Origin of the sequence: Hamadaea sp. NPDC051192 (assembly GCF_040682475.1) — a bacterium.
GTDB lineage: Bacteria > Actinomycetota > Actinomycetes > Mycobacteriales > Micromonosporaceae > Hamadaea > Hamadaea flava.
Genome location: NZ_JBFBAZ010000119.1, coordinates 1 through 25,195 on the forward strand (window position 1 = coordinate 1; position 25,195 = coordinate 25,195).

Below are 25,195 nucleotides of genomic sequence, written 5' to 3' on the forward strand. Positions count from 1 at the left end.
ACCCACACCCCCCCCCGCGACCCGTTTATGATTGTGTTTCCGGTCTCGACACACCGGCGAGACCGCAGTTAACTCCATGATCAACGGGTCGGTTAGGTGAGGGGGGCGGGGAGGGGGCGGTCGTGCAGGACGGTCAGCGTCGTGACCGCCCGGGTCAGGACGACGTAGAGCCGGTGCAGGCCACGGGCCTCGGCCTCGACGATGGCGGCCGGTTCCACCACGATGACGTGGTCGTACTCCAGACCCTTGGCCAGCGTCGCGGGGACCACCGTCAGCCGGGAGTCGGGATCGTCGTCGTCCAACGAGGTCGGCGAGTACTTCGCGAGCGCGCGGGTGACGGAGTCGACGGCGTCCTGTGCGCTGATCACGCCGACTGAGCCAGGCTGGGCCAGCGCCGCCTCGACCGCCTCGGCCAGCGCTTCCGGGGCGGCGGTCGGCCGGATGGCGAGCCACCCGTCCGGGCGCAGCGACTGGGCCGGCGGGACGTCCACGCCCAGCGCCGGGAGCAGCCGGTTCGCCAGCTCGACGACCTGTTCCGGTACGCGGAAACCGGTGGTCAGCGGCGTCACCACGGCATCGGGCTTGCCGAGGTGGCCCAAGGTGTCCTGCCACTGCTTCGCCGCCCAGGGCGCGGTGCCCTGCGCGAGGTCCCCGAGCAGCGTGACGGAGCCGTGCGTACTGCGTCGGGCGATGGCGCGGGCCTGCATGGGGGACAGGTCCTGGGCCTCGTCGACGATGATGTGGCCGAAGCCGCCCGGCCGCTCGATCAGCCCGGCCGCCTCATCGAGGAGAACCAGGTCCGCGGCGGTCCACTTCGCCGACTTCGCGGTCTTCGGCGGCTTCGTCCAGCGCAGGACCTCGGCCTCGGACTCGGTGAGCAGTTCGTGCTCGGGGGCGGTGAGGAACTCGAAGACCAGCTCGGCCGGGGTGACCGCGGGCCACACCTGGTCGAGGAGTTCCACGACCGGCTTCGCCTTGGTCATCCGGCGGCGCCACGCCTCACCGGGCGAGTCGCCCCGCCGGGCCTCCGACTGCCGCAGCAACAGGTCGACGACCCGGGCTCGGACGTGTTCCCGGCCCAGGGCGTACGGGGGTTCGCCGCGGCGTACGTCGTCGACGATCCGGGCCAGCACTCCGGCGCCGACCCGCCAGCGATAGGAGTCGTCCGGCACCGTCAACGGCTCCTGCGGCCGGCGTACGCGTCGCCACAGCAGATCGTGGAGCACCTGGGCGAGCCGCGGATCGTGCTTGAGCGCCTCGGCCTCGGGCGTATCCGCCGCCCGGACCTCGACGGTCGCGATCAGATCGTCGACCGTGGACTGGCTGACCTCGATCTCGCCCAGCGCCGGGAGGACGGCGGCGATGTAGCGCAGGAACGCCCGGTTGGGCCCCAGGATCAGTACGCCCGCCCGGCGCAGCCGTTCGCGGTGCAGGTAGAGCAGGTACGCCGCGCGGTGCAGGCCGACGGCCGTCTTCCCGGTGCCCGGCGCCCCCTGTACGCAGATCGACTCCTCCAGCGCGGCCCGGACGAGTTCGTCCTGCTCCGGCTGAATGGTGGCGACGATGTCGCGCATCGGGCCGACGCGGGGCCGTTCGATTTCGGCGGTGAGGATCGCGCTCTTCGTGCCGAGTTCCTCGCCGAGGGTCAGGTGCTCGTCTTCGAAGCTGGTCAGCTCGCCGGCGTTGAAGCCGAACCGGCGGCGGACCGCGATGTCCTGCGGGTCGGACGCGCTCGCCCGGTAGAACGAGCGGGAGACGGGTGCTCGCCAGTCCAGGACCATCGGCTCCCCGGCGGCGTCGGTGACGTGCCGGCGGCCGATGTGGAAGGCGTGACCGGCGCTCTCGGCGTCGGCGGCGTCTGCCCCGAAGGTGAGTTTGCCGAAGAACAGGGGTGTGTTCGGGTCGTCGGCCAGCTCCTTGATCCGCTTGGCCAGGGCGCGGCCGAGGGTCTCGGCGGAGAAGGGGTCGCCGGCGACTTTGTCACCGGTGGCGAACAGGACCTCGACGTGCTCGCGCATCGCCTGCAAGGCGGCTCGGCTGACGGTGAGGTGCGTACGCTCGGCGGCTAGTTCGTGGTCGAGCTCGGGCGTCACTGCTACTCCCTGAAGGCAGTTCGGGCCGCCCGGCGCTCCGCCGCGGGCCGCGTGGGACCCGCCGGGCGGTGTCGGCTGTGCCATTCATCGGGATGAGCCGACCATGCTACTCGCGCATATTCGCCGCTCGGCAACCTATTATTCGAGCGTGCCCGGGGACACCTCTCACAAGATCACCGATCCGTCAGTGATCCGGGCGCTGGCGCACCCGGCCCGGCTGGCGATTCTGGAGTACCTCGGGTCCACGTCGCGAGAGATCACCGCGACCGAGGCGGCCGAGGTCGCCGGGCTCAGTCCGAGCGCCACGAGCTATCACCTGCGCGCCCTGGCGAAGGCCGGAATCATCCACGACGCGCCCAGCCGGGGCGACGGCCGGGAGCGGGTCTACCGAGGGCCTGGCGAGACGCACATCGAGGTGGACACCGACGCCGATGACGACCAGGAGATGAAGGCGCTCAAGGAGCAGCTGCTGGATCTCCTGCTCGCCCGAAGCCAGGAGCGGCTGACCCGGTGGCGGCATCAGTACGAGGCCGAACCGGACGACTGGCGCGAGGCGACCGTGATCAACGAGACCATGATCATGGTCACCGCCGAGGAGCTGACCGAGCTGACCGAGCAGATCGCCCAGCTCGTCGGGCGGTACCGCCGCAGTGTGCGGCAGGACAACGCGCCGGCGGCCGCCCGGATCGTCTCGATGCTCGTCCGCGCGCTTCCCCAGTAAAGCTCGTCCGCGCGCTTCCCCAGTGAACCGGCGCCGTGCCCGCACCGGGACTTGTGCGCGCAGATGTGAAAATGTATTTTCGCAATATGTCTTTCACGTCTACGCGGTGGCGCGACGTCTGGATCGCGGCGGGCTCCAACGCCGTGACGAACATGGGCTCGTTCCTGGTGCTCACCACGCTGATGCTGACGCTCCAGGAGGAGGGCCGGGGCGGACCCGCCGTCGCGGCCGTGATCATCGCCGAGGCGCTGCCGATCGTGCTGCTGGCGGCGATCACGGGCCGGCTCGCCGACCGGGTCGACTCGCGGCTGCTGCTGCTCGTGGCCGGCGGCGTACAGGTCGGGGCGTGTCTCGCCCTGTCGGCTGTGGACGGCATGGTGCCTCGGGTCGCGCTGCTCACCCTGGTCTTCGTCGGCACGGCGATCGCGCAGCCGGTGCGGCAGGCGCTGATGATGACCATGGCGAGCCGGGAGGACCTGCCCAAGGCGAGCGGCATCGCCCAGACCGCCGGCTCGATCGGCGCGATCGCCGGGCCCGCCGTCGCCGGGTTCGCCCAGGACGGCCTCGGTACGCAGGCCACGCTGCGGGTGGCGGCGGTCGCGTTCTCCGCGACGATCATCGCGGGGCTGTCGCTCCGGACGCGACGGGGTGGCGATCAGCGCCCCGCCGACGCACGCGCGGAGACCGCCCCGGTACGCATGGACGGCCTGCTGCGAGTGGTCACGATCGGGTTCGCCGTGGTGGTCGGCTGCATCGCGGCCGCCAACGTCGTCGAGGTCTTCTACGTGAAGGAGACGCTTGGCGCATCGAGCAGCGCGTACGGGGTGATCAACAGCATGTGGACGGTCGGGATGATCGCCGGGACGTGGATCACCGCCCGGCTGATCCGGCGAGCGGGCGACACCTCGATCGTCGCCGGAGCATTCATCGCCCTCGCGTTGACCTGCGCGGTCCTGGCGGTGTCGTCGCTGGCCCCCGAGGTCGCCTGGATCGTGCCGCTGTGGCTGCTCGGCGGCGGCCTCAACGGAGCGGAGAACGTGCAGGTGTTCACCGTCTTCGGCCGCCGCGCCCCGGAGCACGCCCGCGGCCGGTTGTCCGCCCGGCTCAACGCCGCCGTCCAAGGCGCCGCCCTGTTCGGGTTCGCGATGGGTGGGCTCGTCCTCGAATGGTGGCAGCCCCGGACCGTGCTGGCCGCCGGCGGCGTACTCGGGGTGCTGGCCGTGCTGGCGATCGCGCCCTGGATCCGCACCGCCGTCCGCCGGGAACGCCAGGAGACGCACCGGATCACGGATCCGAGTCGAATCTCGGCCCAAGATTCGACGGAGAACCCTGATCCAGCGCTTGACGGGGCGACCGCCGATGCCAGGGCGCAGCAGGCCTCAGCCAAATAGCGGACAGCGGGCGTGCGGCCAGGAAAGTTAGGGTCACCGGATGCGAAAGTCCGCCTGGCTCGACGTCTGGATCATCGCCGTTTCGCAGATCATCTCGGGTTCGGGAGCGTACCTCGCGCTCACCACGCTCATCCTGACCTTGCAGGACACGGGCGCGACCGGACTCGCGGTGGCCGGCGTCACGGTGGCGGCGTCGCTGCCGGTCGTGGCGCTCGCGCCGGTCACGGGACGGCTCGCCGACCGGTTCGACTCGCGGCTGCTGATGGTGGTCGCCGGCGTCGTGCAGATCGCCGGCTGTCTGCTGCTGTCGTTCGCCGGGTCGACCGTAACGCGGATCGCCTGCGTGCTGCTGATCTACGCGGGAACCGCACTCGGCCTGCCCGTACGCGCGGCGCTCCTCCCGGTCATGGTGACCGAAGAGGACCTGCCCCGGGCGGGCGCGATCAACCAGTCCGCCACCGTCATCGGCTCGATGTTCGGCCCGCCGATCGCCGGATTCGCGTACCACGCGGTCGGGTCGGCCCCGAGCACCCTGCGCTGGGCGGCGGTGGGATTCCTCGCGACCGTCGTCGGCGGGCTCCTGGTGCGTACCCGTCGGGGCACGAGGATGGGCGAGGAGCATCCGGCGGCGGCCGGCGCGGCGCGACCGCCCATGGACCGGCTGCTCAAGGTGGTCTTCATCGGACTCGCGGCGGTCGTCGGCGCGATCAGCGCGGTCGACGTCGTGGCCGTGTTCTTCGTGCGCGAGACGCTGGAGTCGTCGGCGCAGACCTACGGTCTGATCATGGCGACCTGGCCGATCGGCATGGTCGCGGGCGCGTGGGGCCAGGCGAAACTCGCGGAGAAGGCGCCCGACGCGCGGCTCAGCGGCTGGCTGTTCGGCTCGCTCGCGATCACCGCGACCGGCGTGGTGCTGCTCGCGGCGGTCGGCTCCGCGCCGTGGATGGTGCCGATCTGGCTGGCCGGCGGCCTGCTCAACGGGGCGGCCAATGTGCTCGTCACGACCCTGGTCGCCCGCCGGTCGCCGGTCGCGAACCGCGGCCACGTCGCCGCGATCATGCAGGCCGCGGTCCAGGCCTCGCTGCTGGCCGGCTACCTCTTCGCTGGTCTGGCGCTCACCGCGAACCTCACGCCGCGCATGATCATCCTGGGTTGCGGAGTCATCGCTGTGGTCACCGTCGCGTTCATTTCTCCCTGGGTACGCGCGGCGGCGCGGTCGTCGGAACTGGTCACCTCGCCCGTCCTCGCCGATCGGGTGCCCCAGCCGCAGGAGTAGCCTTCGGTTCCGTGAGCTCAGCAGCGGTACGCCGGCCCCGGGTGGGGCACATCCAGTTCCTGAACTGCCTGCCCCTGTACTGGGGCCTGATGCGTACCGGCTCGCTGATCGACGTCGACCTCGTCAAGGACTCCCCCGATCGGCTGAACTCCGCCCTGGTCGCCGGCGACCTCGACATCGGCCCGATCTCGCTGGTCGAGTACCTGCGGCACGCCGACGAGCTGCTCATCCTGCCGGACATCGCGGTCGGCTCGGACGGGCCGGTGCTCAGCGTCAACCTCGTCTCGACCCTGCCGCTCGAGCAGCTGGACGGCGCCCGGGTCGCGCTCGGGTCGACCTCGCGTACCGGGGTGCTGCTGGCCCAGCTGCTGCTGGAGCAGCGGCATGAGGTCAAGCCGACCTACTTCCGCTGCCCGCCCGACCTCACCGAGATGATGCTGGAGGCTCCGGCCGGGGTGCTGATCGGCGATGTGGCCCTGCGCGCGCTCTACGAAGCGCCCCAGCGTGGGCTGACCGTCACCGACCTGGGCGCGGCCTGGCGAGAGTGGACCGGGCTGCCGATGGTCTTCGCCGTCTGGGCGGTCCGCCGGGAGTTCGCCGTCGCCCACCCGGGCCTGGTCAAGGACGTCCACGAGGCGTTCCTGCGCTCGCGGGACCTGTCGCTGGCCGAGATCGACGAGGTCGCCGAGGCGGCGGCGCGCTGGGAGCCGTTCGACGCGGCCACCCTCGCCGGCTACTTCCGTACGCTCGACTTCTCCCTCGGGGAGCGCCAGGTCGCCGGGGCACGCGAGTTCGCCCGCCGGGCCGCCGAGGTCGGGGCCGCGCCCGCGCTGGGACCGGACGGGCCGGCCTTCTTCGCGGCCTGACCCCCGCAGACCGGGTGCACCGATCCACGGGGGCCAGGGAGCGATCTGAGGGTCAGTCGATCGTGGCCCAGTCGAACTGCCAGGGGGACTCCATCCCGTAGGTCTCCCCGGTGACGTTGCCTAGGAGAGTGGGCGATGTTCCGCTCTTGAGGACGGCGATGGAGCCGTGCCGGTCGTTGAAGAAGTCGGAGCACACGAGGATCGCCTCCAACGGGCCGGTGCCGTCCAGATTGAGCATCGCGGGTTCATCCCCGACGTTGCCGGTCACGTTGAGCGACTGCTGGGTGAACTGCTTCACCCCGGTCAGGGTGAAGAAGCCGGACGTCGTGCCGGGAAGGAAGACCGCTGCCCCCGGAATCCGGACCCACTCCTTGCCGTTCCACTCCGAACCCGACGGGCAGGTCCACAGCAGATCCGGATGCCCGTCGCCGCTCATGTCCCCGACGGAGATCCGGGTGCAGTCGACCTTCTGGACGTACGCCGGCATTCCGGCGGTGTGCTGAAGCAGGTTCTTGCGGCCGGTCGGGGTCAGCCCGGACGCCGAACCGGCGACGATCACGACGCCGCCGATCCACAGGATGAAGACCTCGGCCCGGCCGTCGTTGTTGAGATCGGCCACCTTGACGTCGAAGCCGAAGGCGTTGACCCCGCCGACGTCGGCCCAGTCGATGTACCGGGTGTCCCAGCCCAACGCCTCGGTGACCCCGCTCAGCGAGACGCCGTTCGCCGAACCGCGGAACAGCGTCACGCTTCCGTTGGCAGCCGGCCACCCCGGCGAATAGCCGCCGGGCCACCAGTCGCCGGGTACGCCGACCACGAGGTCGGCGTACTGGTCGCCGGTGATCTTGCCGATCGCCAGCGAGTAGCCGAACTCGTCCCCAGCGGCCACCGCCTCGGGTACGCCGGGCATCCCCCGGCGCACCGTCTTGGCCCCGGCTGCCGTGAGGCCGGTGGGGCCGCTGAGCAGGATGATCACCTCGCCGGCGTTCTCGGCCGTGCCCACGGTCTTCAGCGGCACGCCGACGGCCAGGTCGTCGCGGCCGTCGCCGTTGAGGTCCCCGGTCGCCAGGGCGGTGCCGAACCATGCGTCGTAGTCGCGGGGCGACAGGCCGAGATCGGTGGCGCGGATTCGGGTGACGGTGTCCGTCCGCAGCCCGTCCGGGCCGCCGCGGAAGATCCGCAACTGTCCGGGCAGGACGCTCACGCTTCGGTTCGTCGGACCGGTCTTCCGGTGCAACACCGGCAGGGTGACGTAGTCGTAGGCGTTGGCCACGACGAGATCGTCGTAACCGTCGCCGTCGAAGTCCCCGGCGGCGACCTTCGCCTGGAAGGTCGCTTTAGGCGGTGCCAGCAGCACGTCGGCGGTGTGCGACTTCGAGTAGTCGACGACGACGCCCCGGACGAGCATCGTCACGACCAGGTCGTCGAGGCCGTCCCCGTCGAAGTCGGCCTTCGTCGGCCCGGTCGGATCGGTTGCCGGCGCCGGGCGTACCAGGCCGGACGGCGCCCGCCGCGCCGTGAGGTCGTAGTCGTTGAGCTTGTAGATCTCGTCGAGCCGCGAATAGTCGCTCCGTGGCAGCGCGGTCGCCGCCGCCAGTTTCGAGTCCGGCGTACGCGCGCCGGGAAGGACCGGCCGTGGCTTGGTGGGGGCGGTGACCTTCGTCGGCACCCGTACCGGCGTCTGCAGCGGGGTCGTGGACCCCGTGACGAGCAGGGTCACGGCCAGTACGCCGGCCGATGCCTCACGTGCGTACATCTAAACCTCCCCGTCGGTCGAGGAGATCCTGACGATTCACTGGGAGTTGTGCAAGAGCCGACCGGTCAGGCCGCGGGAGCCTGGTAGGTCAACTGTTTCGCCACCGTCGCGCAGACCTTCGCCGCGGCCGCGAGGCCGGCCGAGTCCTTCTGCCCGGAGGCGGACTTCACCGGTTTGATCCGGACCTGCACGGCCAGCACCCAGTCGTCGTGGACGGCCAGGCAGTTGACGTGCCAGAGCACGTCCTTGTAGAGCATCGTCCAGCCGTTCTTGATGCTCGTCTCGGGGACGAGGTTCTTCGGCAGGCCGTCGATGATGCCCCAGTGGCCGCCGCCGGTGGTCTTCTGCTGGTCCTTGGCGGCGGTGGTGCCCTGCACCTGTTTCATCAGCGACAGGACGTGGTCGGTCCACTTCTCCCCGGCGGCCCGGCCGTCGCCGACGCACAGGCCCAGCCGGACCGCGTCCTGCGCCGTCATCGTGGTGTACGCCCAGCCCAGACTGTTCGCCTTGGTGCCCTTGAGGCCGCAGGTCTTGACCATCCGGCTGATCGCCGCCGACCCGCCGTCCTGTCTGTACAGCCAGGACGCGGAGTTGTCGTTGCTGTTGATGATCGCCGTCTTGACGTAGTTGAGGGCGGTCGTGGTCGGCTCCTTCGCGCCCAGGCGGCGCAGGTAGTCCGAGACCAGCCACGTCTTGATCATCGACTCGGTGGAGTTCGTCTTGGTGGCGCTGTTGGCCGACCCGGTCATCTTGTTCGTCCGCCGGTCGTAGAACGCCCAGGCGAAGAAGCCGCCGGTCGGCGTCGTGACGGTGACCGGCAGGTCCCCGTTGAGCGTCGGCGGCGGGGGCGGCTCCGGCGACTTGGTCGGCGAAGCCGACGCGGACACTCCGCCGCCCGAGCCGCCGGTGTGCTTGGCGGTCGGGGAGAGCTTGGCGTACACCGCGGTGCCGACCAGGCCGACGCCGACGATCACCGCGCACGTGGCGAGGACCAGGGGAAAGTTCCTGCGCGCCAAGGGAGACTCCGAGGGGGGAGGGGTGGAGGGGTCTTCAGTTCTTCAGTGCTGTGGCGACCTGTTTGCAGATGCCCGCACCGTAGGCCTCGCCATTGGAGAAACTCAACGGGTATGAGGTCATCACACCCATCGACCATTTGTCGCCGATGGCCAGACAGTTCACGGTGTAGGTCTGCGTGGCCTGCCGGTCGACCCAGCCGTTCTTGATCGCGATGGTCTTCGCGATGTCGTCGGTGAACGCCTTCTTGATGCCCCAGGTGCCGAGGATGGTTGTCCGCATCTTCGTCAGCAACCAAGGCGTCCACTTCTCGCCGGCCGCCGTGCCGGAGGAGATGCACGCGCCGAGCTTCGCCGTGTCGTACGCCGAGAGCAGGGTGTTGCTCCAGTTGTCGTCAGCCTTCGAGTCCTCGAGTTTGCACATCGAGATCATGCGCTTGGTCGAGGCCGAGTTGCCGACCGCGCTGAACAGCGTGCTGGCCGCGTTGTTGTCACTGCGCTGGACGGCTTTGGCCGCGAGGTCCAGATAGGTGGAACTCGGCGTCTTGCCGTTCTCGGCCTGGCGGCGCAGATAGTCCGCGGCGATCCAGGCCTTGATCATCGACGCCGTCTTCTGCGTGTCGTGCATGTTGTCCGAGCCGTAGATCTTGCCCGTCCGCAGGTCCATCAGCGCCCAGGAGTACTTCCCGGTCATCTTGACCTTCACGGCGTGCGGGCCGACGAGCAGGTCCGACATGTTCGCCGGCACCGTAGCCCCGGTCGGGGCCGGGTCGGCCGACGGTTCCCCGGTCGCCTCCGCCGACGGACTCCCGGTCGGCTCGTGCGAGGTGGGGCTCGGTGTCGAGTGGGGGAACGCCGCGTACACGGCGGCGCCGCCGAGCAGGATGGCGGCGACTGCGAAGGCCAGGAGCCAGCCGGATGCCTTAGACATCAACCCTCCGCGGAGGCCGGTTGGTAGACGAGTTGCTGTGCCACGGACTTGCAGACGTTCGCCCCGTACGCCAGACCGAGTTTGCCCGGGTACCTCACCTGCACGGCGAGCGTCCAGTCACTGTGGACGGCGAGGCAGTTCACGTGCCACTTGCCGTCCGCATTGATCAACGTCCAGCCGTTCTTGATCGCGGTGTCGGATTGAAGCTGAGCGGGCAGGCCGTCGACGATGCCCCAGTGACCGCCGCCCCATGTGGCGTGCTGGTCGGCGGTGGCGGCGGTGCCGCGTACGTGCTCCATCTCGTTCAGCAGGTAGGACGTCCACTTGTCGCCGGCCGCCGTGCCGTCGGCGATGCAGTCGCCCATCCGGGCCGCGTCGCGGGCGGTCAGCTGCGTCATGCTCCACCAGCCGCTCTTGAGCACGGGCTGGTCGGTGAGATCGCAGGTGCTGAACAGCCGCTTGATCGAGGAGTTGCCGCCGTCCTTGAGATACAGCCACTGCGCCGAGTCGTCGTTGCTGTCCCGGATCGCCGTCGACATCTTCTGCTTCTCGGTGGCGGTCGGATCCCGGTCGCCCAGGCGCTTGAGGAAGTCGGCGACCAACCACGCCTTCACCATCGACTCGGTGGTGTTGTGGTAGCTCGTCGAGTTCGCCGAGCCGGTGGTCGTCCCGGTCGCCCGATCCAGCAGCGACCAGGCGTACGCCGCCCCGGTGGCCAGCTTCACCTGGACCGGAGTGGTCTCGCGCAGGGTCGGTGGCGGAGGCGGTTCCGGCGACTTCGAGGCCGACGGCGACGCGGGCGCGAACGGGAGGCCGGCCGCGTGCGACGGATACAAGGTGGTGCCCAGCAACAGGCCGAGGCCTGCGACGACGCTCAGGCAGGCCACGACGAGCAGGGCTCGGCGGGTGGGCATGAGGGGGCTACTCCGGGGGTGGTGAATCAGGGGTGGTCGGGGGTCCTTCTGGAGCACCCCACCCTAGGCCATCAGCATCGGAAGCGGCTACGCCGGTGCTGGGCGGCGGCCGGGAAGGTGTGACAGAGCTTGCCCGAAACCGGCGCGAGCTGTAACACTGGACGGATGGGTGAGAGACTGCTGGACCAGGTCGCGGCGGCCGAGGCCGAGCTGCTCGCGGCGGGCGATCGGCGGCTCGCGCGAGGCGACGACGTGCAGGCATGGTTCGATGCCGTGATCGAGGCCGACCAGAAGGTCGAGCCCCGCGACTGGATGCCCGACGACTACCGCAAGGGGCTCGTCCGGCAGATCGCCCAGCACGCGCACTCCGAGATCATCGGCATGCAGCCCGAGGGCAACTGGATCAGCCGCGCGCCGACCCTGAAACGTAAGGCGATCCTGCTCGCGAAGGTGCAGGACGAGGCCGGGCACGGGCTCTACCTCTACGCCGCGGCGGAGACGCTCGGCGTCACCCGGGAGGAACTCGTCGACGCCCTCATCGAAGGCCGTCAGAAGTACAGTTCGATCTTCAACTATCCGACGTTGACCTGGGCCGACGTCGGCGCGATCGGCTGGCTCGTGGACGGCGCGGCGATCGTCAACCAGGTGCCGCTGTGCCGCTGCTCCTACGGGCCGTACGCCCGCGCGATGATCCGCATCTGCAAGGAGGAATCCTTCCACCAGCGGCAGGGCTATGAGATCCTGCACACTCTCAGTCACGGCACCCCGGAACAGCGGGCGATGGCGCAGGACTCGCTGGACCGCTGGTGGTATCCGTCCCTCGCGATGTTCGGCCCGCCGGACACCCAGTCGACGCACAGCGCGAAGTCGATGGGCTGGAAGATCAAGCGGCATTCCAACGACGAGTTGCGGCAGCGGTTCGTCGACATGTGCGTACCGCAGGCCAAGGTGCTCGGGCTGACGATCCCGGACCCGGATCTGCGCTGGAACGACGAACGCGGGCACCACGACTTCACCGAGCCGGACTACGCCGAACTCATGCGAGTGGTCGCCGGGGACGGCCCGTGCAACGCCGAACGGATGGCCCACCGTCGCCGGGCCCACGACGAAGGGGCCTGGGTGCGGGAGGCCGCAGCCGCGTACGCCCGGAAGAAAGCAGGAGATCGATGACCCTTTGGGAGGTGTTCATCCGGCCTCGGCGCGGGCTGTCGCACACCCACGCCGGCAGCGTGCACGCCGACGACGCGGAGACCGCGCTGCGCAACGCGCGCGACGTCTACACCCGCCGGCTGGAGGGCGTGTCGATCTGGGTCGTCCGGGCTGCCGACATCACGGCGAGCAGCCCGGAGGAGAAGGACCCGTTCTTCGCCCCGGCCGCTGACAAGATCTACCGCTACCCCACGTTCTACGAGGTCCCCGAAGGAGCGCCGCACCTGTGACCGAGCTGGCGCACGATCCGATCATGCTCGGCGACGACGCGCTGCTCGCGGCGCAGCGGCTCGCCGAGTGGGCCTCGCGCGCGCCGACGATGGAGGAAGACGTCGCGCTCGCCAACATCGCGCTCGACCAGCTCGGGGCGGCCCGGCTGTTCCTGTCGCTCGCCGGTGACGAGGACCGACTGGCCTACGGACGGGACGATCGCGAGTTCCGCAACTGTCTGCTCGTCGAGCTGCCCAACGGGCCTGCCCGGGGCGACCTCGACTTCGGCTGGACGATCGCCAAGCTGCTGTTCCTGTCGGCGGCGCAACGCCAGACCTACGAGGTGCTCGCGGCCGAAGGCGGGCCGCTGGGGGAGATCGCGGCCAAGACGGTCAAGGAATCCGCCTACCACTTCGACCACGCGAGCCTGTGGACGCGGCGGCTCGGTGACGGAACCCCGGAGTCCCACCATCGGATGACCGGCGCCGTCCAGCGCCTTTGGGCGTACACGTTCGACCTGGCCCAGGATCGCGCGGCCTGGCTGGCCGTGATCGAGCCGGTGCTCGCGGAGGCCGGGCTCGAGCGGCCCGCGGAGCCCGAGCCCAAGCTCGGCGGCCGCGCGGGGCAGCACACCGAGCACCTGAGCTATCTGCTGGCCGAGATGCAGGTCCTGCATCGCGCACATCCCGGCGCGAGATGGTAGACCTGCGGGCCGTCGCGGGCGCGGTGCTGGACCCCGAGCTGCGCGTGGTCACCATCGCCGAGCTGGGCATCCTGCGGTCCGTGCGGGTCCAGCCGGACCAGACGGTACGCGTGGAGATCACTCCGACGTACGCGGGCTGCCCGGCGATGGACGCGATCCGGGACGACATCCGCAGCGCCCTGGCCGGGGTCGGCCACCCGGCGGTGGAGGTCGTGACGGTGCTGAGCCCGCCGTGGAGCACCGACATGATCACGGCGTCGGGGCGGGCGGCGCTCGAACGAGCGGGTATCGCACCGCCGACGGCCGGACCGGTCGCGCTGACCCTGGCGCCGGTGTGCCCGCGCTGCGGTTCCGGGCGGACCGAGGAGATCAGCCGGTTCGGGCCGACCGCATGCCAGTCGATCTGGCGGTGCACGTCGTGTCTGGAGCCGTTCGACCATGTAAGGCGGTTTTAGGTGAGATTCGAGACGCTGACCGTCGGCGCCGTCGAACCGGCCTGCGCGGACGGGGTGGTCATCACCTTCGCCGTCCCTGCCGAGCTGCGGGCGGCCTTCGCGTTCCGAGCCGGCCAGCACGTGACGCTGGACGAGAAGCTGCGGCGGTCGTACTCGATCTGCTCGACCCCGGCCGACCTGGCCGCCCGGGGCTCGTTGTCGGTCGGCGTACGCCTGCTGCCGGACGGCGAGTTCTCCGCGATCGCGGCATCCCTGGCGCCCGGTATGCAAGTGGCGGTCTCCGCGCCGTTGGGCCGGTTCACCAGCCCGTTCGAGGCGGCCCGGAAGCGGCGGTACGGCGCGATCGTCGGCGGTTCCGGGATCACGCCCGTGCTCTCCCTGGCCGGAGCCGCGCTCGACCTCGAACCGCACAGCACCTTCGCGGTGATCTGCGCCAACCGGACGTCGGGCAGCGCGTTCGCCGTCGACGAGCTGGCCGACCTCAAGGACCGCTACCCGGATCGGCTGCAAGTGCTGCACGTGCTGTCCCGGGAGCCGGGCGCGCCGTTGCACGGCCGGATCACCGCCGACCTCGTGACCGAGCTGTTGCCCGTGGTCGGACCGGTCGACGAATGGTTCCTGTGTGGTCCGCTCGGCCTGGTCGAGAGCGCGCGGTCGGCGGTCGCCGCGACCGGGGCGCAGGTGCATGTGGAGCTGTTCCACGTCGGCCCGGTGCCCACCCCGCCGGAAGCGCCTTCCGACGCGGGAGACGTCCAGGTGGAGATCCGGCTGGACGGGCGCGCCACGTCGTTCACCATGGGCAGCGGCGAACGGGTGCTGGACGCCGCCCTGCGGCACCGCTCGGAACTCCCGTACGCCTGCCGCGGCGGAGTCTGCTCGACCTGCCGGGCTCGGGTGGTCTCCGGGACGGTCGAGATGGCGGCCAACTGGGCCCTGGACCCGGCCGAGACGGCCGCCGGATACGTGCTGACCTGCCAGTCCCACCCGACCTCCGCGGAGCTCGTCGTCGACTACGACGCCTGAGCCCCCCTTTTTGAGCCGTTGATCATGGAGTTAACTGTGGTCTCGCCGGTGTGTCGTGACCGGAAACTCCATGATCAACGGCGAGTGCCGTCCAAGGTGGTGTCGGTCTCATCAGGGATGCGGGAGCGGCATATCGGGCGTTTTACCCGATGTACTGCCCGGCCGTGAAAGTGTTCACAAGCTCTTGTCCAGCATCCGGGACAAGCGGTGATACTGGTGGCGACCGGTACCCCACCTTCGAGGACTGGATCGTCTATGAGCGCACAGTCGCGCAGTTTGACCGTCGGCGTCATCGGCGCCGGACGGGTCGGCGCCATCCTGGGCGCGGCGCTGGCCGCCGCGGGTCACCACGTGGTGGCCGCCTCGGGCGTATCCGCCGCTGCCAAGCACCGGATCGCCACCCTTCTCCCGCAGGCTCGCAACCTCCCGGCCGATCAGGTCGCGCGCGAGGCTCATGACCTGCTCATCATCGCCGTACCGGATGACGCGCTGGCCGCCGTGGTGGCCGGGCTCGCCGGGATCGGCGCCTTGCACCCCGGTCAGGTCGTGGCGCACACCTCCGGCGCGCACGGGCTGGGCGTACTGGAGCCGGCGCGCGCTGTCGGCGCCCGTCCGCTGGCGCTGCACCCCGCGATGACCTTCACCGGTACGCCGGCCGACCTGGCCCGGCTCGAAGACGGCATCTCCTTCGGCGTGACCGCTCCGCCGGAGCTGGCCGTCATCGCCCACGATCTCGTCGACGACCTGCAGGGGCAGCTCGAATGGATCGACGAGCAGGATCGTCCGCTCTATCACGCCGCCCTCGCGCACGGGGCGAACCACCTGGTGACGCTGGTCAACGAGGCAGCCGATCGGCTCCGCGACGCGGGCGTCACGCACCCCGAGAAGGTGCTCGCACCGTTGCTGCGCGCTGCCCTGGAGAACGCCCTGGCCAGCGGTGATGCCGCGTTGACCGGTCCGGTCTCGCGGGGTGACGCGGGGACGGTCGCCAAGCACGTCGCCGCGATGGGCGCCGTCGCCCCCGATTCGGTTCCCGCGTACCTGGCGTTGGCTCGGCGTACCGCCGATCGGGCGATCGCCGTCGGACGGCTGCGCCCCACCGACGCCGAGCCACTGCTCGACGTGCTGGCCGGCAAGCCGGAGACGGTGCATTCATGAATCTCGTGACGAGTCGCGCGGACCTCGAAGTCGCGCGCGGCCGCGCTGACGGCCGGGTCGCGGTCGTGATGACCATGGGCGCGCTCCATGACGGCCACGCCACCCTGATGCGCGAGGCCCGCAAGCACGCGGACTTCCTCATCGCGACGATCTTCGTGAACCCGCTGCAATTCGGGCCGACCGAGGACTTCCAGCGCTACCCCCGGACGCTGGACGCCGACCTGGAGATCTGCCGCGCCGAGGGCGTCGACCTGGTCTTCGCCCCCACGCCCGACGTGATGTACCCCGAGGGCGAGCCGTCGATCCTGATCGATCCGGGTCCGCTCGGCGTCGAGCTGGAAGGCGCGGTACGCCCCGGCCACTTCGCCGGTGTGCTGACCGTCGTCTGCAAGCTCCTGCACCTGACCGGCGCGGACGCGGCGTTCTTCGGGGAGAAGGACTACCAGCAGCTCACCCTGATCAAGGCGATGGCGCGGACGCTGGACCTCGGCGTCGAGATCGTCGGCGTGCCGACCGTACGCGAGGCGGACGGCCTGGCGATGTCCAGTCGCAATCGCTACCTCTCGGCCGACGAGCGGACGCTGGCTCTGGCCCTGTCCCGTGCACTGCGTGCCGGGGCGGCGGCGGCGCTCGCCGGCGGCGACGTGCTCGCCACGGCGGGTGCGGAGCTGACCGGCGTGCAGCCGGACTACCTGGAATTGAGAGCCCCCGACCTCGGGCCGGCTCCCGAGACCGGCGAGGCGCGGCTGCTGGTGGCGGCCCGCGTCGGGACCACTCGCCTGATCGACAACACGCACATCCACCTGGGGAGTGACCGATGATCCGCACGATGCTCAAGTCCAAGATCCACCGGGCCACGGTGACCCAGGCCGACCTGCACTACGTCGGATCCGTCACGGTCGACTCCGAGCTGATGGCCGCGGCCGACCTGCTGCCCGGTGAGAAGGTCGCGATCGTCGACGTCACCAACGGCGCCCGGCTCGAGACGTACGTGATCGAGGGCGCGCCGGGCTCGGGCGTGATCGGCATCAACGGCGCGGCGGCGCATCTCGTCCACCCCGGCGACCTGGTGATCATGATCGCGTACGCCCAGTTCGACGACGCCGAGGCGCGGACGTATCAGCCTCGGGTGGTCCACGTGGACGCCGACAACAAGATCATCGAGCTGGGCGCCGACCCGGCCGAGGCCGTCCCCGGGATGGTCGGCGACCTGGTCAGCGGCCGCGCCTGAGCCGACCGCCAAAGACAGCCGAAGACCGGTCAGAGACCGGTTTCGAGATAGGACAGGGCCTCGTCGACGAGTTCGGCGAGGTCCTTCTCCGGGTCGGCGATCCACGTCTCGAAGACCGCGAGGATCGCCCCCATCATCGCGCCGGTCGTCGCGCGTACGCGGGGATGCGAGACCGGCAGCCCCAGGTGCTCGCCGATGAGCTCGTCGAACACGTGCTGGGTATTGAGCCAGTTGTCCCAGACCCGGGCCTTGACCTGGGGCGTCGTGAACATGAGCACCGTACGCTCGCGGATGGCGTCGACGTCGCGTCGGGGCAGGCCGGTGAACGTGCTGCGGATGACTTCCCGGATGCGGCCGATCGGCGAGCCGGCCGGGGTCAGCTCGTGCCAGCGCTCGACGAACATCGGGTCGTACTCGTCCTGGATGATCACGTCTTCCTTGGTGGGGAAGTACCGGAAGAAGGTCGCCGGCGAGACCTCGGCGGCGGCCGCGATCTGATCCACGGTGGTGGCGTCGTAGCCCTGTTCCCGGATCAGTCGCATGGCCGCTTCCTGGATCGCCTTGCGCGTCTTGGCCTTCTTCCGCTCGCGCAATCCCGGTTGGACGTCAGACCTCGAGTCGGGCATGTGCTGATTCTGCGCCAGGGACGGCCGTCGTGACGGGGCGGCCGGGCAGGAACAGCGCGGAGAGCACTGCTCCCAGCAGGACGACCGCACCGCTGACGGCGAGGACCGCGGACATCCCGGCCAGGAAGGCCGGCACCGCGTCGAGGTTCGGCACACGGACCGCCGCCAGGACCGATTCCTCGGCGGCGGAGGCGACCGCCGGGGGTAGTCCCGAGGTGTCCAGCCGCGCGGTGTAGACCGCTGAGAGCAGGCTGCCGAGCGCCGCCACTCCCAACGCGCCGCCGACCTGCCGCATCGCCTGCACCGCGCCCGAGCCGACCCCGCTCTTGCCCTCGGGCAGGCTGGCCAGCACCGCGTCCATCGCTGACGGCATGCACAGCCCGAGGCCGAAGCCCAGCACCGTCAACCACAGCGCGGTCCAGGCGTACCCGTCGGCACGCCCGGTCAGCGCGCCCAGGCCGAGCCCGGCCGCCGCCACCGCGAGGCCCGCCGACACCACCACCCGCGCGCCCAGTCGAGCCGCCACTCGGGTCCCGAGGCGCGCGGCCACGATCAGGCCCCCGATCATCGGCAACAGCCGCACACCCACGCCCAGCGCGTCGTACCGCATCCTCGCCGCGAGGTACTGCGGCACCACGAACAGCACGCCCATCATCGCGAAGCTCGCGGCCGTGGCGGCCAGCGAACCCCACAGGAAGTTCCGGTCCGCGAACAGCCTGCGGTCGATCAACGGGTACGCCGACCGCCCGAGCCGGATCCAGAAGAGCCCCAGGACCACCACCCCGGCGGCGATCCACGGGAAGGCAGTGGCCCAGCCCTCGACCGGGGCGAGGATGACGCCGTAGACGAAGGCGCCGAGGCCGGCCACCGAGAGCACCGCTCCAGGGAGATCCACCCGTTGTGCATGGGGATCCCTCGACTCCGGGAGGAGGACCGCGGCCGCGAGCACGGCGACCACCACGACCGGGATGTTGATCAGGAAGATCGACCCCCAATGGAAATGATCGAGGAGATATCCGCCGAGGACCGGCCCGATCGGTACGCCGAGAGCGACCGCGATCGACCAGGTGGCGATGGCCCGGGGCCGTTCCGCCCGGTCGAAGACGACGGGGAGCACCGACATCGTCAGCGGCATGATCAGGGCGGCGCCGAGGCCCATGACCGCCCGCGCCGCGACCAGTTGCGGCACGCTCTCGGCGTACGCGGCGACGGCGGAGGCCGCGCCGAACAGCAGCAGTCCGGCGATGAGCCACCGTTTGCGGCCGTGCCGATCGCCGAGCAGGCCGGCCGGGAGCAGTGCGACGGCGAAGACCACGATGTAGGAGTCCACGATCCACTGCAGGTCGTCGGTGCCGGCGTCGAGATCGTCGGCCAGCGTCGGCAAGGCCACGTTGAGCACCGTGCCGTCCAGGCCGATGACCAGGACGGACAACGCCAGGACCGCCAGAATCCACCAGCGCGATCGGCGTACCGAAGTGAGAGTAACCATGTTTTGAGGGTAACTCTCAAAAGTGCGGCTCTGTCAAGGGCAACGTGAAGCGCTGTCATGTCGTAAGCTCCGCACTCCGAGACATCGGAACGGGGACTTGGGGAGATGACGATGCGGCGCTGGATCGCGACCGTGGCGCTGGCGGGCGCCGCTGTCCTGGGGCTGACCGGTTGCGGTCTGCCGGACGGGGTCGACGGGAACCTGACCGACCAGTGGGCGGCACTCCCCGCCCCGGACGGCTTCACTCCCAGCGCGGACACCTGCCATTCGGCGTACGCCACCACCGGCTATCGCAGCAGCTACCAGCCGGTCGACTGCGCACAGTCGCACATGACCGAGACGGTCTACGTCGGCACCGACGACGCCCTGACCGCGCCGCCGAAGAGCGGGACCGCCGACTACCTCAAGCTGGCGCGGACCTGCGAGACCAAGGTCAACGAGTTCGTCGGCGGCGACTGGCACGACGGCAAGCTCTGGTTCGGGCTGACCCTGCCGACCGCCGCCGCCTGGACCGGCGGCGCCCACTGGTACCGCTGCGAGTTGATCACCCTGGAGCAGGTCTTCGGTGAGGAGACCACCCACACCGGGTCGCTGAAGGGCGAGCTGGCCAAGCCGGGGTCGCCGATCCGTCTCGGCTGCTTCAGCTATGCCAGCGGCAAGAGCGTCACGCCGGTGGCCTGCACGGCGAAGCACAACGCGGAGTACGTCGGTTCGATCGTGGTGGCCAGCTTCGCCGCCGCCAACGATCGGACGAAGATGATCAAGGCGTGCCACCAGCGGATCGCCGCGTACGTGGGGATGAAGTACTCCAGCGACATGAAGTACCGCACCGGCGTGTTCTGGGACCCGATGACGGCGGTCGAATTCGCCGGCGGCAACCACAAGGTCCGCTGCTACGCCTGGTTCTCCCCGGACACCAAGACGAAGTCGATCAAGGGCGCGGGCGCGAAGGCCCTGCCCATCCACTACGCGTAGGCGGCAGCGCGCAAACGGACACGAGTGACCGCGCTTACGTTTCCGTAGTGGAAACGTCCGGGGAACGGTTGACTGTCCTTATGCCAGACACTGTCGGGCTTCCCGCGAGGTTGCCCGCTCCCGAGCCCGGCTGGGCCGAGTCGACCGACGTCGTCGTGATCGGATCGGGCGTCGCCGGGCTCACCACCGCCCTGCACCTGCGTGAGGCCGGCCTGCACGTCACCGTCGTGACCAAGGTCAACATCGACGACGGGTCGACGCGCTGGGCCCAAGGCGGGATCGCGGCGGTCCTCGACCCGTTCGACAGTCCGGCCGCCCACGCGGAGGACACCAAGGTCGCCGGGGTCGGCCTGTGCGACCCGGCCGCCGTCGAGGTGCTGGTCACCGAGGGCCCTGACCGCGTACGCGAGCTGATCCGCTGGGGTACGCAGTTCGACCGCAATCCGGACGGCTCGCTGATGTTGGCCCGCGAAGGCGGCCACCACGCGAACCGGATCGTCCACGCGGGCGGCGACGCCACCGGGGCCGAGGTCCAGCGAGCACTGCACACGGCGGTGCACCGCGATCCCTGGATCCGCCTCGTCGAGCACGCGCTCGTCCTCGACCTGCTGCGCGACGCGACCGGCCGGGCCTGCGGCATCACCCTGCACGTCCTCGGCGAGGGCCGGCCCGACGGCGTCGGCGCCATCCACGCTCGCGCGGTCGTGCTGGCCACCGGCGGCATGGGCCAGATCTTCGCCGCCACCACGAATCCGGTCGTGTCCACCGGCGACGGCGTCGCGCTCGCGCTGCGGGCCGGGGCGACGGTCACCGATCTGGAGTTCGTCCAGTTCCACCCGACCGCGCTCTACCTGCGCGGCAGCGGCTTGGCCCAGCAGCCGCTGGTCTCCGAGGCACTGCGCGGCGAGGGGGCGTACCTGGTCGACGGGGACGGCAAGCGGTTCATGGTCGGGCAGCACGAACTCGCCGAACTCGCCCCCCGCGACATCGTCGCCAAGGGCATCCACCGGCAGCTGCTGGCGAGCGGAGCGGAGCACGTCTACCTCGACGCCCGGCACGTCGAGCGGGTGACCGAGCGGTTCCCGACGATCACGGCGTACTGCCGGGCGGCCGGCGTCGACCCGGTGCAGGACCTGATCCCGGTCGCCCCAGCGGCGCACTACGCCAGCGGCGGGGTCCGGACCGACCTGCAGGGGCGCACCTCGATTCCCGGCCTGTACGCCTGTGGCGAGGTCGCCTGCACCGGGGTGCACGGCGCCAACCGGCTCGCCTCGAACTCCCTGCTCGAAGGGCTCGTCTTCAGCCGCCGGATCGCCGCCGACATCGCGGCCGAGAAGCCGGACTTCGCCGACCCGGTCAACGCGCACGAGGTGCCCGGCGGGGAGCCGCCGTCGTCCGAGGGCGAGGCGACCTGGCGGGCCAACCTGCAGCTGGCCATGTCCCGGGGCGCCGGCGTCCTACGTACGGCGGCGGGATTGGCCGAGACCCAGGCCGTGCTCGCCGAACTCGCCACGCGTACGCCTCGGCGCGGCAACGACGGCTGGGAGCTGACCAACCTGCTCACCGTGGCGTCCGCCCTGGTCCGGGCGGCCTCGCTCCGGGAGGAGACGCGCGGCTGCCACTGGCGCGAAGACCACCCCCAGGCCGAGGAGAGCTGGCGCGGGCATCTGCTGGCCCGGCTGGCCGACGGCGGCGTCACCGACGATTGGGAGCCCCTGCGATGAGGGAACAGACCGCGCGGGCGCTCCGCGCCGAAGGCATGGACCCGGGTGAGGTCCAGCGCATCGTCCAGACCGCGCTCCTGGAGGATCTCGGTCCCACCTGGACGGATGTCACCAGCTTCGCCACCATCCCGGCCGACCAGACCGACACCGGGGACGTCGTCGCCCGAGCCGGCGGCGTGGTCGCCGGACTGCACGTCGCCGCCGCCGTCTTCGAAGAGGTCGAAGCACTGGTGATCGAGGATTCGGGCGGTGTGCGTACAAGTGTGGAATTGATCGCGCGAGACGGCGCGCGAGTGACCCGCGACGACGTGCTGGCCACGGTGAGCGGTCCCACCCGCGTGCTGTTGATGGCCGAGCGGACCGCGCTCAACCTGTTGTGCCGGATGTCCGGGGTGGCGACCCACACGCGGGCCTGGGCCGACGAGCTGACCGGGACCACCGCGACCGTGCTCGACACCCGCAAGACCACGCCGGGCCTGCGCGTCCTGGAGAAGTACGCGGTCCGTGCGGGCGGCGGCACGAACAAGCGCATGGGCCTCTACGACGTCGCGATGATCAAGGACAACCACAAGCTCGCGGCGGGTTCGATCACCGCGGCCTACCAGCGGGTACGCGAGACCTTCCCGGACGTTCCGGTGCAGGTGGAGGTCACGACGCTGGCCGAGGCGGTCGAGGCGACCGACGCCGGGGCCGAATTCCTGCTGCTGGACAACATGGTGCCCGACCTGCTTCGGCAGGTCGTGGTGGCGGTGGGCGAGCGGGTGGAGCTGGAGGCGACCGGCGGCCTGACGCTGGAGGTGGCCCGCAAGTACGCCGAGACCGGCGTCGACTACCTCAGCGTCGGCGGCCTGACCCACTCGTCCCCTATCGTGGACATCGCGTTGGATCTGCGACCCCGGGGCTGACCTTGCTGCTGTGTATCGACATCGGTAACACCAATACGGTGCTCGCCACTTTCGAGGGCGACAAGATCGTCCACTCCTGGCGGGTGAAGACCGACGCCCGCAACACCGCCGACGAACTCGGCCTGATGTTCCGCGGGCTGCTCGCCGGGGACAACATCGAGATCACCGGCGTGGCCGCGTGCTCGACCGTCCCGGCGGCGCTGCGGTCGCTGCGGACCATGCTCACGCGGTACTACGGCGGCATCCCGACCGTGATCGTCGAGCCCGGTGTGAAGACCGGCGTCCAACTGGCCATCGACAACCCCAAAGAGGTCGGCAGCGACCGGGTGGTCAACACGCTGGCCGCCCACACCCTCTATGGCGGGCCGGCCATCGTCGTCGACTTCGGCACCTCGACCAACTTCGACGCGGTGAGCGAGCGGGGGGAGTTCCTGGGCGGCGTACTGGCCCCGGGGATCGAGATCTCGGTCGAGGCGCTCGCCGCCCGAGCCGCCCAGCTCCGCAAGGTCGAGCTGATCAAGCCGCCCAAGGTCATCGGCAAGAACACCGTGGAATGCCTCCAGTCCGGGGTGGTCTACGGCTTCGCCGGACAGGTCGACGGAATCGTGGAGCGGATGATCGGCGAACTCGGGCCGGTGACCGCCGTCATAGCGACCGGCGGACTGGCCCCAGTCGTCGTGGGCGAATGCCGGACGATCACCCACCACGAGCCGATGATCACCCTGATCGGCCTCCGAATGATCTTCGACCGCAACCTCTAGCTCCGGTCCCAAAGCCGCCGAAATTGGTTGGCCTGGGAATTCGCCGGTGGGCGTACTGCCTTATTGGCTCCCTTTTCCCGAGGGCATCGCCGATTCTCGCCGACAGGAATCCGCCGGGCCGAAGGGGCGACCGGCGCGGCGACCGGCGTACGCCGCCGTCGGATTCGAATGAGCGAAACCGCGCCGCCTTCGGTGAATGGCAAGTGTCGACCGGCCGTCGAACGGCTATCCCACGAGTACGCCAGGCGCCCGTTCGGGCGGGCGGCGTACGCCTGTGAGCGCTGGAACGGCTGCGTGATCCGTGTTGACCAGGTCAGCGAACCAAGAGCGAGCGGCCGAATACCAACTGCGACGGCGATCGCCGAATCGTTTGATCCGGATCGCATTTCTCGCGGTCCGCGAAAATCACGAAACGACAGCAGGCCTTGGCCATTTCCGACGCATTATCGCTATGCTGCTTCCAACGTACATTGGACACGGGAATCCCGGCGATGGAGGCAAGTAATGGCGAGGCAGCAGATCGTCGTCTACAAGGATGATCTGGACGGGACCGAAGAGGGCGTGCGTCCGGTGAAGTTCGGCCTGGACGGCGCGAACTACGAGATCGACCTCGGGCCCTCCAACTACGCGAAGCTGAAGGAGATCCTCGAGCCGTATATCGAGGCGGGGTCCAAGGTCAGCGGACGCGCCCCGACCGGGCGGGTGGCTCCGGCGCGCCGGGCGGCGGCAGCGGCCGAGCAGAAGGAGTTCAACGCTCGCGTACGCGACTGGGCGGCGAAGAACGGTCACAAGGTCAAGCCGCGCGGCCGGGTTCCGGAGAAGGTCATCGACGCCTACCACGAGGCGGGCGGCAAGTAACCCAGGCAGACCGCCTGGCGGGGCGGGCGACGCGCGGAACTCAGCTGCGAATTTCGCTGTCCGCGTACAAGGGTGCGGGCATGGAACACCGCAGTGTTGAGTGAGGTTGGCTCATACGTCGGTGGCAACGGCGGCCGGCGGGGGTAATACCCCTGTCCAGGCCGCTTTGTCATAGACGGAAAGTGACCAACCGGATACACAACGGTGACCAGACCGACGGTCAGCGGACCCCAGCGGTGTCGGCGGTCAGCGATAGAGTGATGAGAAAGCCGCGAAGCGCGGTAAACGTGAGGAGCTCGGAGATGTTTGAGCGGTTCACCGACCGAGCGCGTCGGGTGGTGGTTCTGGCCCAGGAAGAGGCCAGGATGCTCAACCACAACTACATCGGAACCGAGCACATCCTGCTCGGCCTGATCCACGAGGGCGAGGGCGTCGCGGCGAAGGCGCTGGAGAGTCTCGGCATCTCGCTGGAGGGTGTCCGCCAGCAGGTGGAGGAGATCATCGGTCAGGGCCAGCAGGCCCCGAGCGGCCACATCCCCTTCACCCCCCGCGCCAAGAAGGTGCTGGAGCTGAGCCTGCGGGAGGCGCTGCAGCTCGGCCACAACTACATCGGCACGGAGCACATCCTGCTCGGGCTGATCCGCGAGGGCGAGGGCGTCGCCGCCCAGGTGCTCGTGAAGCTCGGCGCCGACCTCAACCGGGTCCGGCAGCAGGTCATTCAGCTGCTCTCGGGCTACCAGGGCAAGGAGCCGGCGGCCGCCGGAACCAGCGCGACGGGCGAGACCGCGCCGTCGACGAGCCTGGTGCTCGACCAGTTCGGTCGTAACCTGACCCAGTCGGCGCGGGAGGGCAAGCTCGACCCCGTGATCGGCCGGGAGAAGGAGATCGAGCGGGTCATGCAGGTGTT

At 70.1% G+C, this 25,195-nt stretch carries 25 protein-coding genes; 18 read left to right on the top strand and 7 right to left on the bottom strand.

The window, feature by feature from the left end; translation table 11 throughout:
• Positions 1–92: 92 nt before the first annotated feature.
• Positions 93–2,093, bottom strand: a complete 2,001-nt coding sequence (locus AB0M47_RS33105; protein ID WP_363421077.1) for an AAA family ATPase — start codon at positions 2,091–2,093, stop codon at positions 93–95.
• 148 nt (positions 2,094–2,241) lie between these two features.
• Here AB0M47_RS33105 and AB0M47_RS33110 point away from each other — a divergent pair, with 148 nt between their 5' ends.
• From AB0M47_RS33110 to AB0M47_RS33125, 4 genes are all read left to right on the top strand, one after another.
• Entirely contained in the window at positions 2,242–2,814 is a 573-nt protein-coding gene (locus tag AB0M47_RS33110; protein WP_363421079.1) for a metalloregulator ArsR/SmtB family transcription factor, read from the top strand.
• A gap of 86 nt (positions 2,815–2,900) precedes the next feature.
• Positions 2,901–4,205 carry an MFS transporter gene (locus tag AB0M47_RS33115; protein ID WP_363421081.1) on the top strand — a complete coding sequence of 435 codons (1,305 nt, stop codon included), beginning with the start codon at positions 2,901–2,903 and terminating at the stop codon, positions 4,203–4,205.
• A gap of 40 nt (positions 4,206–4,245) precedes the next feature.
• On the top strand, positions 4,246–5,481 hold the full coding sequence (locus AB0M47_RS33120) for an MFS transporter (protein WP_363421082.1): 1,236 nt from the start codon (positions 4,246–4,248) through the stop codon (positions 5,479–5,481).
• A gap of 11 nt (positions 5,482–5,492) precedes the next feature.
• Positions 5,493–6,347, top strand: coding sequence for a menaquinone biosynthesis protein (locus AB0M47_RS33125; protein ID WP_363421084.1), 855 nt, complete (start codon positions 5,493–5,495; stop codon positions 6,345–6,347).
• Between the two features lie 52 nt (positions 6,348–6,399).
• Here AB0M47_RS33125 and AB0M47_RS33130 read toward each other — a convergent pair whose 3' ends face one another.
• The 4 genes from AB0M47_RS33130 to AB0M47_RS33145 all read right to left on the bottom strand — a co-directional run bounded on the left by AB0M47_RS33130 (position 6,400) and on the right by AB0M47_RS33145 (position 10,961).
• Positions 6,400–8,103 (bottom strand): hypothetical protein, encoded by a 1,704-nt coding sequence (locus tag AB0M47_RS33130; RefSeq protein WP_363421086.1) that lies wholly within the window; start codon positions 8,101–8,103, stop codon positions 6,400–6,402.
• 65 nt (positions 8,104–8,168) lie between these two features.
• A complete protein-coding gene (locus AB0M47_RS33135) occupies positions 8,169–9,119 on the bottom strand; it encodes a hypothetical protein (RefSeq protein WP_363421088.1) in 951 nt (316 codons plus the stop codon).
• Positions 9,120–9,153: 34 nt separating this feature from the next.
• On the bottom strand, positions 9,154–10,047 hold the full coding sequence (locus AB0M47_RS33140; RefSeq protein ID WP_363421089.1) for a serine hydrolase: 894 nt from the start codon (positions 10,045–10,047) through the stop codon (positions 9,154–9,156).
• Positions 10,047–10,961: a hypothetical protein gene (locus AB0M47_RS33145; protein ID WP_363421091.1), complete on the bottom strand. Its 915-nt coding sequence runs from the start codon at positions 10,959–10,961 to the stop codon at positions 10,047–10,049. Before AB0M47_RS33145 ends, AB0M47_RS33140 begins: the two co-directional genes overlap by 1 nt.
• 165 nt (positions 10,962–11,126) lie before the next feature.
• Between AB0M47_RS33145 and paaA the strand changes: the two genes are divergently transcribed.
• The 8 genes from paaA to panD all read left to right on the top strand — a co-directional run bounded on the left by paaA (position 11,127) and on the right by panD (position 16,950).
• A complete protein-coding gene (gene paaA / locus AB0M47_RS33150; protein WP_363421093.1) occupies positions 11,127–12,131 on the top strand; it encodes a 1,2-phenylacetyl-CoA epoxidase subunit PaaA in 1,005 nt (334 codons plus the stop codon).
• Positions 12,128–12,400: a 1,2-phenylacetyl-CoA epoxidase subunit PaaB gene (gene paaB / locus AB0M47_RS33155; protein WP_363421095.1), complete on the top strand. Its 273-nt coding sequence runs from the start codon at positions 12,128–12,130 to the stop codon at positions 12,398–12,400. Before paaA ends, paaB begins: the two co-directional genes overlap by 4 nt.
• Positions 12,401–12,423: 23 nt before the next feature.
• Entirely contained in the window at positions 12,424–13,083 is a 660-nt protein-coding gene (gene paaC / locus AB0M47_RS33160; RefSeq protein WP_363421121.1) for a 1,2-phenylacetyl-CoA epoxidase subunit PaaC, read from the top strand.
• Positions 13,077–13,538, top strand: coding sequence for a 1,2-phenylacetyl-CoA epoxidase subunit PaaD (gene paaD, locus AB0M47_RS33165; RefSeq protein ID WP_363421097.1), 462 nt, complete (start codon positions 13,077–13,079; stop codon positions 13,536–13,538). Before paaC ends, paaD begins: the two co-directional genes overlap by 7 nt.
• Positions 13,539–14,561 (top strand): 2Fe-2S iron-sulfur cluster-binding protein, encoded by a 1,023-nt coding sequence (locus tag AB0M47_RS33170; RefSeq protein ID WP_363421099.1) that lies wholly within the window; start codon positions 13,539–13,541, stop codon positions 14,559–14,561.
• 255 nt (positions 14,562–14,816) lie between these two features.
• Positions 14,817–15,719 (top strand): Rossmann-like and DUF2520 domain-containing protein, encoded by a 903-nt coding sequence (locus tag AB0M47_RS33175; RefSeq protein WP_363421101.1) that lies wholly within the window; start codon positions 14,817–14,819, stop codon positions 15,717–15,719.
• Positions 15,716–16,540 (top strand): pantoate--beta-alanine ligase, encoded by an 825-nt coding sequence (gene panC, locus AB0M47_RS33180; RefSeq protein WP_363421103.1) that lies wholly within the window; start codon positions 15,716–15,718, stop codon positions 16,538–16,540. Before AB0M47_RS33175 ends, panC begins: the two co-directional genes overlap by 4 nt.
• Positions 16,537–16,950, top strand: coding sequence for an aspartate 1-decarboxylase (gene panD / locus AB0M47_RS33185; RefSeq protein ID WP_363421105.1), 414 nt, complete (start codon positions 16,537–16,539; stop codon positions 16,948–16,950). The genes panC and panD overlap by 4 nt, the downstream gene beginning before the upstream one ends.
• Before the next feature lie 29 nt (positions 16,951–16,979).
• Here panD and AB0M47_RS33190 read toward each other — a convergent pair whose 3' ends face one another.
• Positions 16,980–17,576, bottom strand: coding sequence for a TetR family transcriptional regulator (locus AB0M47_RS33190; protein WP_253758737.1), 597 nt, complete (start codon positions 17,574–17,576; stop codon positions 16,980–16,982).
• Positions 17,557–19,065, bottom strand: coding sequence for an MFS transporter (locus AB0M47_RS33195; RefSeq protein WP_363421108.1), 1,509 nt, complete (start codon positions 19,063–19,065; stop codon positions 17,557–17,559). The genes AB0M47_RS33190 and AB0M47_RS33195 overlap by 20 nt, the downstream gene beginning before the upstream one ends.
• 111 nt (positions 19,066–19,176) lie before the next feature.
• On the opposite strand from AB0M47_RS33195, the gene AB0M47_RS33200 reads away from it, so the two are divergent.
• The 6 genes from AB0M47_RS33200 to AB0M47_RS33225 all read left to right on the top strand — a co-directional run.
• On the top strand, positions 19,177–20,040 hold the full coding sequence (locus AB0M47_RS33200) for a septum formation family protein (protein ID WP_363421110.1): 864 nt from the start codon (positions 19,177–19,179) through the stop codon (positions 20,038–20,040).
• An 80-nt stretch (positions 20,041–20,120) separates the two neighbouring features.
• Positions 20,121–21,764, top strand: coding sequence for an L-aspartate oxidase (locus tag AB0M47_RS33205; protein WP_363421113.1), 1,644 nt, complete (start codon positions 20,121–20,123; stop codon positions 21,762–21,764).
• Positions 21,761–22,669 (top strand): carboxylating nicotinate-nucleotide diphosphorylase, encoded by a 909-nt coding sequence (gene nadC / locus AB0M47_RS33210; protein ID WP_363421115.1) that lies wholly within the window; start codon positions 21,761–21,763, stop codon positions 22,667–22,669. Before AB0M47_RS33205 ends, nadC begins: the two co-directional genes overlap by 4 nt.
• Before the next feature lie 2 nt (positions 22,670–22,671).
• A complete protein-coding gene (locus tag AB0M47_RS33215; protein WP_363421117.1) occupies positions 22,672–23,430 on the top strand; it encodes a type III pantothenate kinase in 759 nt (252 codons plus the stop codon).
• A 504-nt stretch (positions 23,431–23,934) separates the two neighbouring features.
• Positions 23,935–24,288 carry an Lsr2 family protein gene (locus AB0M47_RS33220; RefSeq protein ID WP_253758724.1) on the top strand — a complete coding sequence of 118 codons (354 nt, stop codon included), beginning with the start codon at positions 23,935–23,937 and terminating at the stop codon, positions 24,286–24,288.
• 302 nt (positions 24,289–24,590) lie between these two features.
• A partial coding sequence (locus tag AB0M47_RS33225) for a Clp protease N-terminal domain-containing protein (RefSeq protein ID WP_363421119.1) occupies positions 24,591–25,195 on the top strand: 605 nt, incomplete at its 3' end.

What these genes read in the sequence shown, in the direction of transcription:
- AB0M47_RS33130 (WP_363421086.1), bottom strand. Translation starts at nt 8,103, where the DNA reads ATGTACGCACGTGAGGCATCGGCCGGCGTACTGGCCGTGACCCTGCTC.
- nadC (WP_363421115.1), top strand. Translation starts at nt 21,761, where the DNA reads ATGAGGGAACAGACCGCGCGGGCGCTCCGCGCCGAAGGCATGGACCCG.
- AB0M47_RS33115 (WP_363421081.1), top strand. Translation starts at nt 2,901, where the DNA reads ATGTCTTTCACGTCTACGCGGTGGCGCGACGTCTGGATCGCGGCGGGC.
- AB0M47_RS33190 (WP_253758737.1), bottom strand. Translation starts at nt 17,576, where the DNA reads ATGCCCGACTCGAGGTCTGACGTCCAACCGGGATTGCGCGAGCGGAAG.
- AB0M47_RS33195 (WP_363421108.1), bottom strand. Translation starts at nt 19,065, where the DNA reads ATGGTTACTCTCACTTCGGTACGCCGATCGCGCTGGTGGATTCTGGCG.
- panD (WP_363421105.1), top strand. Translation starts at nt 16,537, where the DNA reads ATGATCCGCACGATGCTCAAGTCCAAGATCCACCGGGCCACGGTGACC.
- AB0M47_RS33120 (WP_363421082.1), top strand. Translation starts at nt 4,246, where the DNA reads ATGCGAAAGTCCGCCTGGCTCGACGTCTGGATCATCGCCGTTTCGCAG.
- AB0M47_RS33205 (WP_363421113.1), top strand. Translation starts at nt 20,121, where the DNA reads ATGCCAGACACTGTCGGGCTTCCCGCGAGGTTGCCCGCTCCCGAGCCC.
- AB0M47_RS33200 (WP_363421110.1), top strand. Translation starts at nt 19,177, where the DNA reads ATGCGGCGCTGGATCGCGACCGTGGCGCTGGCGGGCGCCGCTGTCCTG.
- paaB (WP_363421095.1), top strand. Translation starts at nt 12,128, where the DNA reads ATGACCCTTTGGGAGGTGTTCATCCGGCCTCGGCGCGGGCTGTCGCAC.
- panC (WP_363421103.1), top strand. Translation starts at nt 15,716, where the DNA reads ATGAATCTCGTGACGAGTCGCGCGGACCTCGAAGTCGCGCGCGGCCGC.
- AB0M47_RS33220 (WP_253758724.1), top strand. Translation starts at nt 23,935, where the DNA reads ATGGCGAGGCAGCAGATCGTCGTCTACAAGGATGATCTGGACGGGACC.
- AB0M47_RS33140 (WP_363421089.1), bottom strand. Translation starts at nt 10,047, where the DNA reads ATGTCTAAGGCATCCGGCTGGCTCCTGGCCTTCGCAGTCGCCGCCATC.
- paaD (WP_363421097.1), top strand. Translation starts at nt 13,077, where the DNA reads ATGGTAGACCTGCGGGCCGTCGCGGGCGCGGTGCTGGACCCCGAGCTG.
- paaA (WP_363421093.1), top strand. Translation starts at nt 11,127, where the DNA reads ATGGGTGAGAGACTGCTGGACCAGGTCGCGGCGGCCGAGGCCGAGCTG.
- AB0M47_RS33145 (WP_363421091.1), bottom strand. Translation starts at nt 10,961, where the DNA reads ATGCCCACCCGCCGAGCCCTGCTCGTCGTGGCCTGCCTGAGCGTCGTC.
- AB0M47_RS33175 (WP_363421101.1), top strand. Translation starts at nt 14,817, where the DNA reads ATGAGCGCACAGTCGCGCAGTTTGACCGTCGGCGTCATCGGCGCCGGA.
- paaC (WP_363421121.1), top strand. Translation starts at nt 12,424, where the DNA reads ATGCTCGGCGACGACGCGCTGCTCGCGGCGCAGCGGCTCGCCGAGTGG.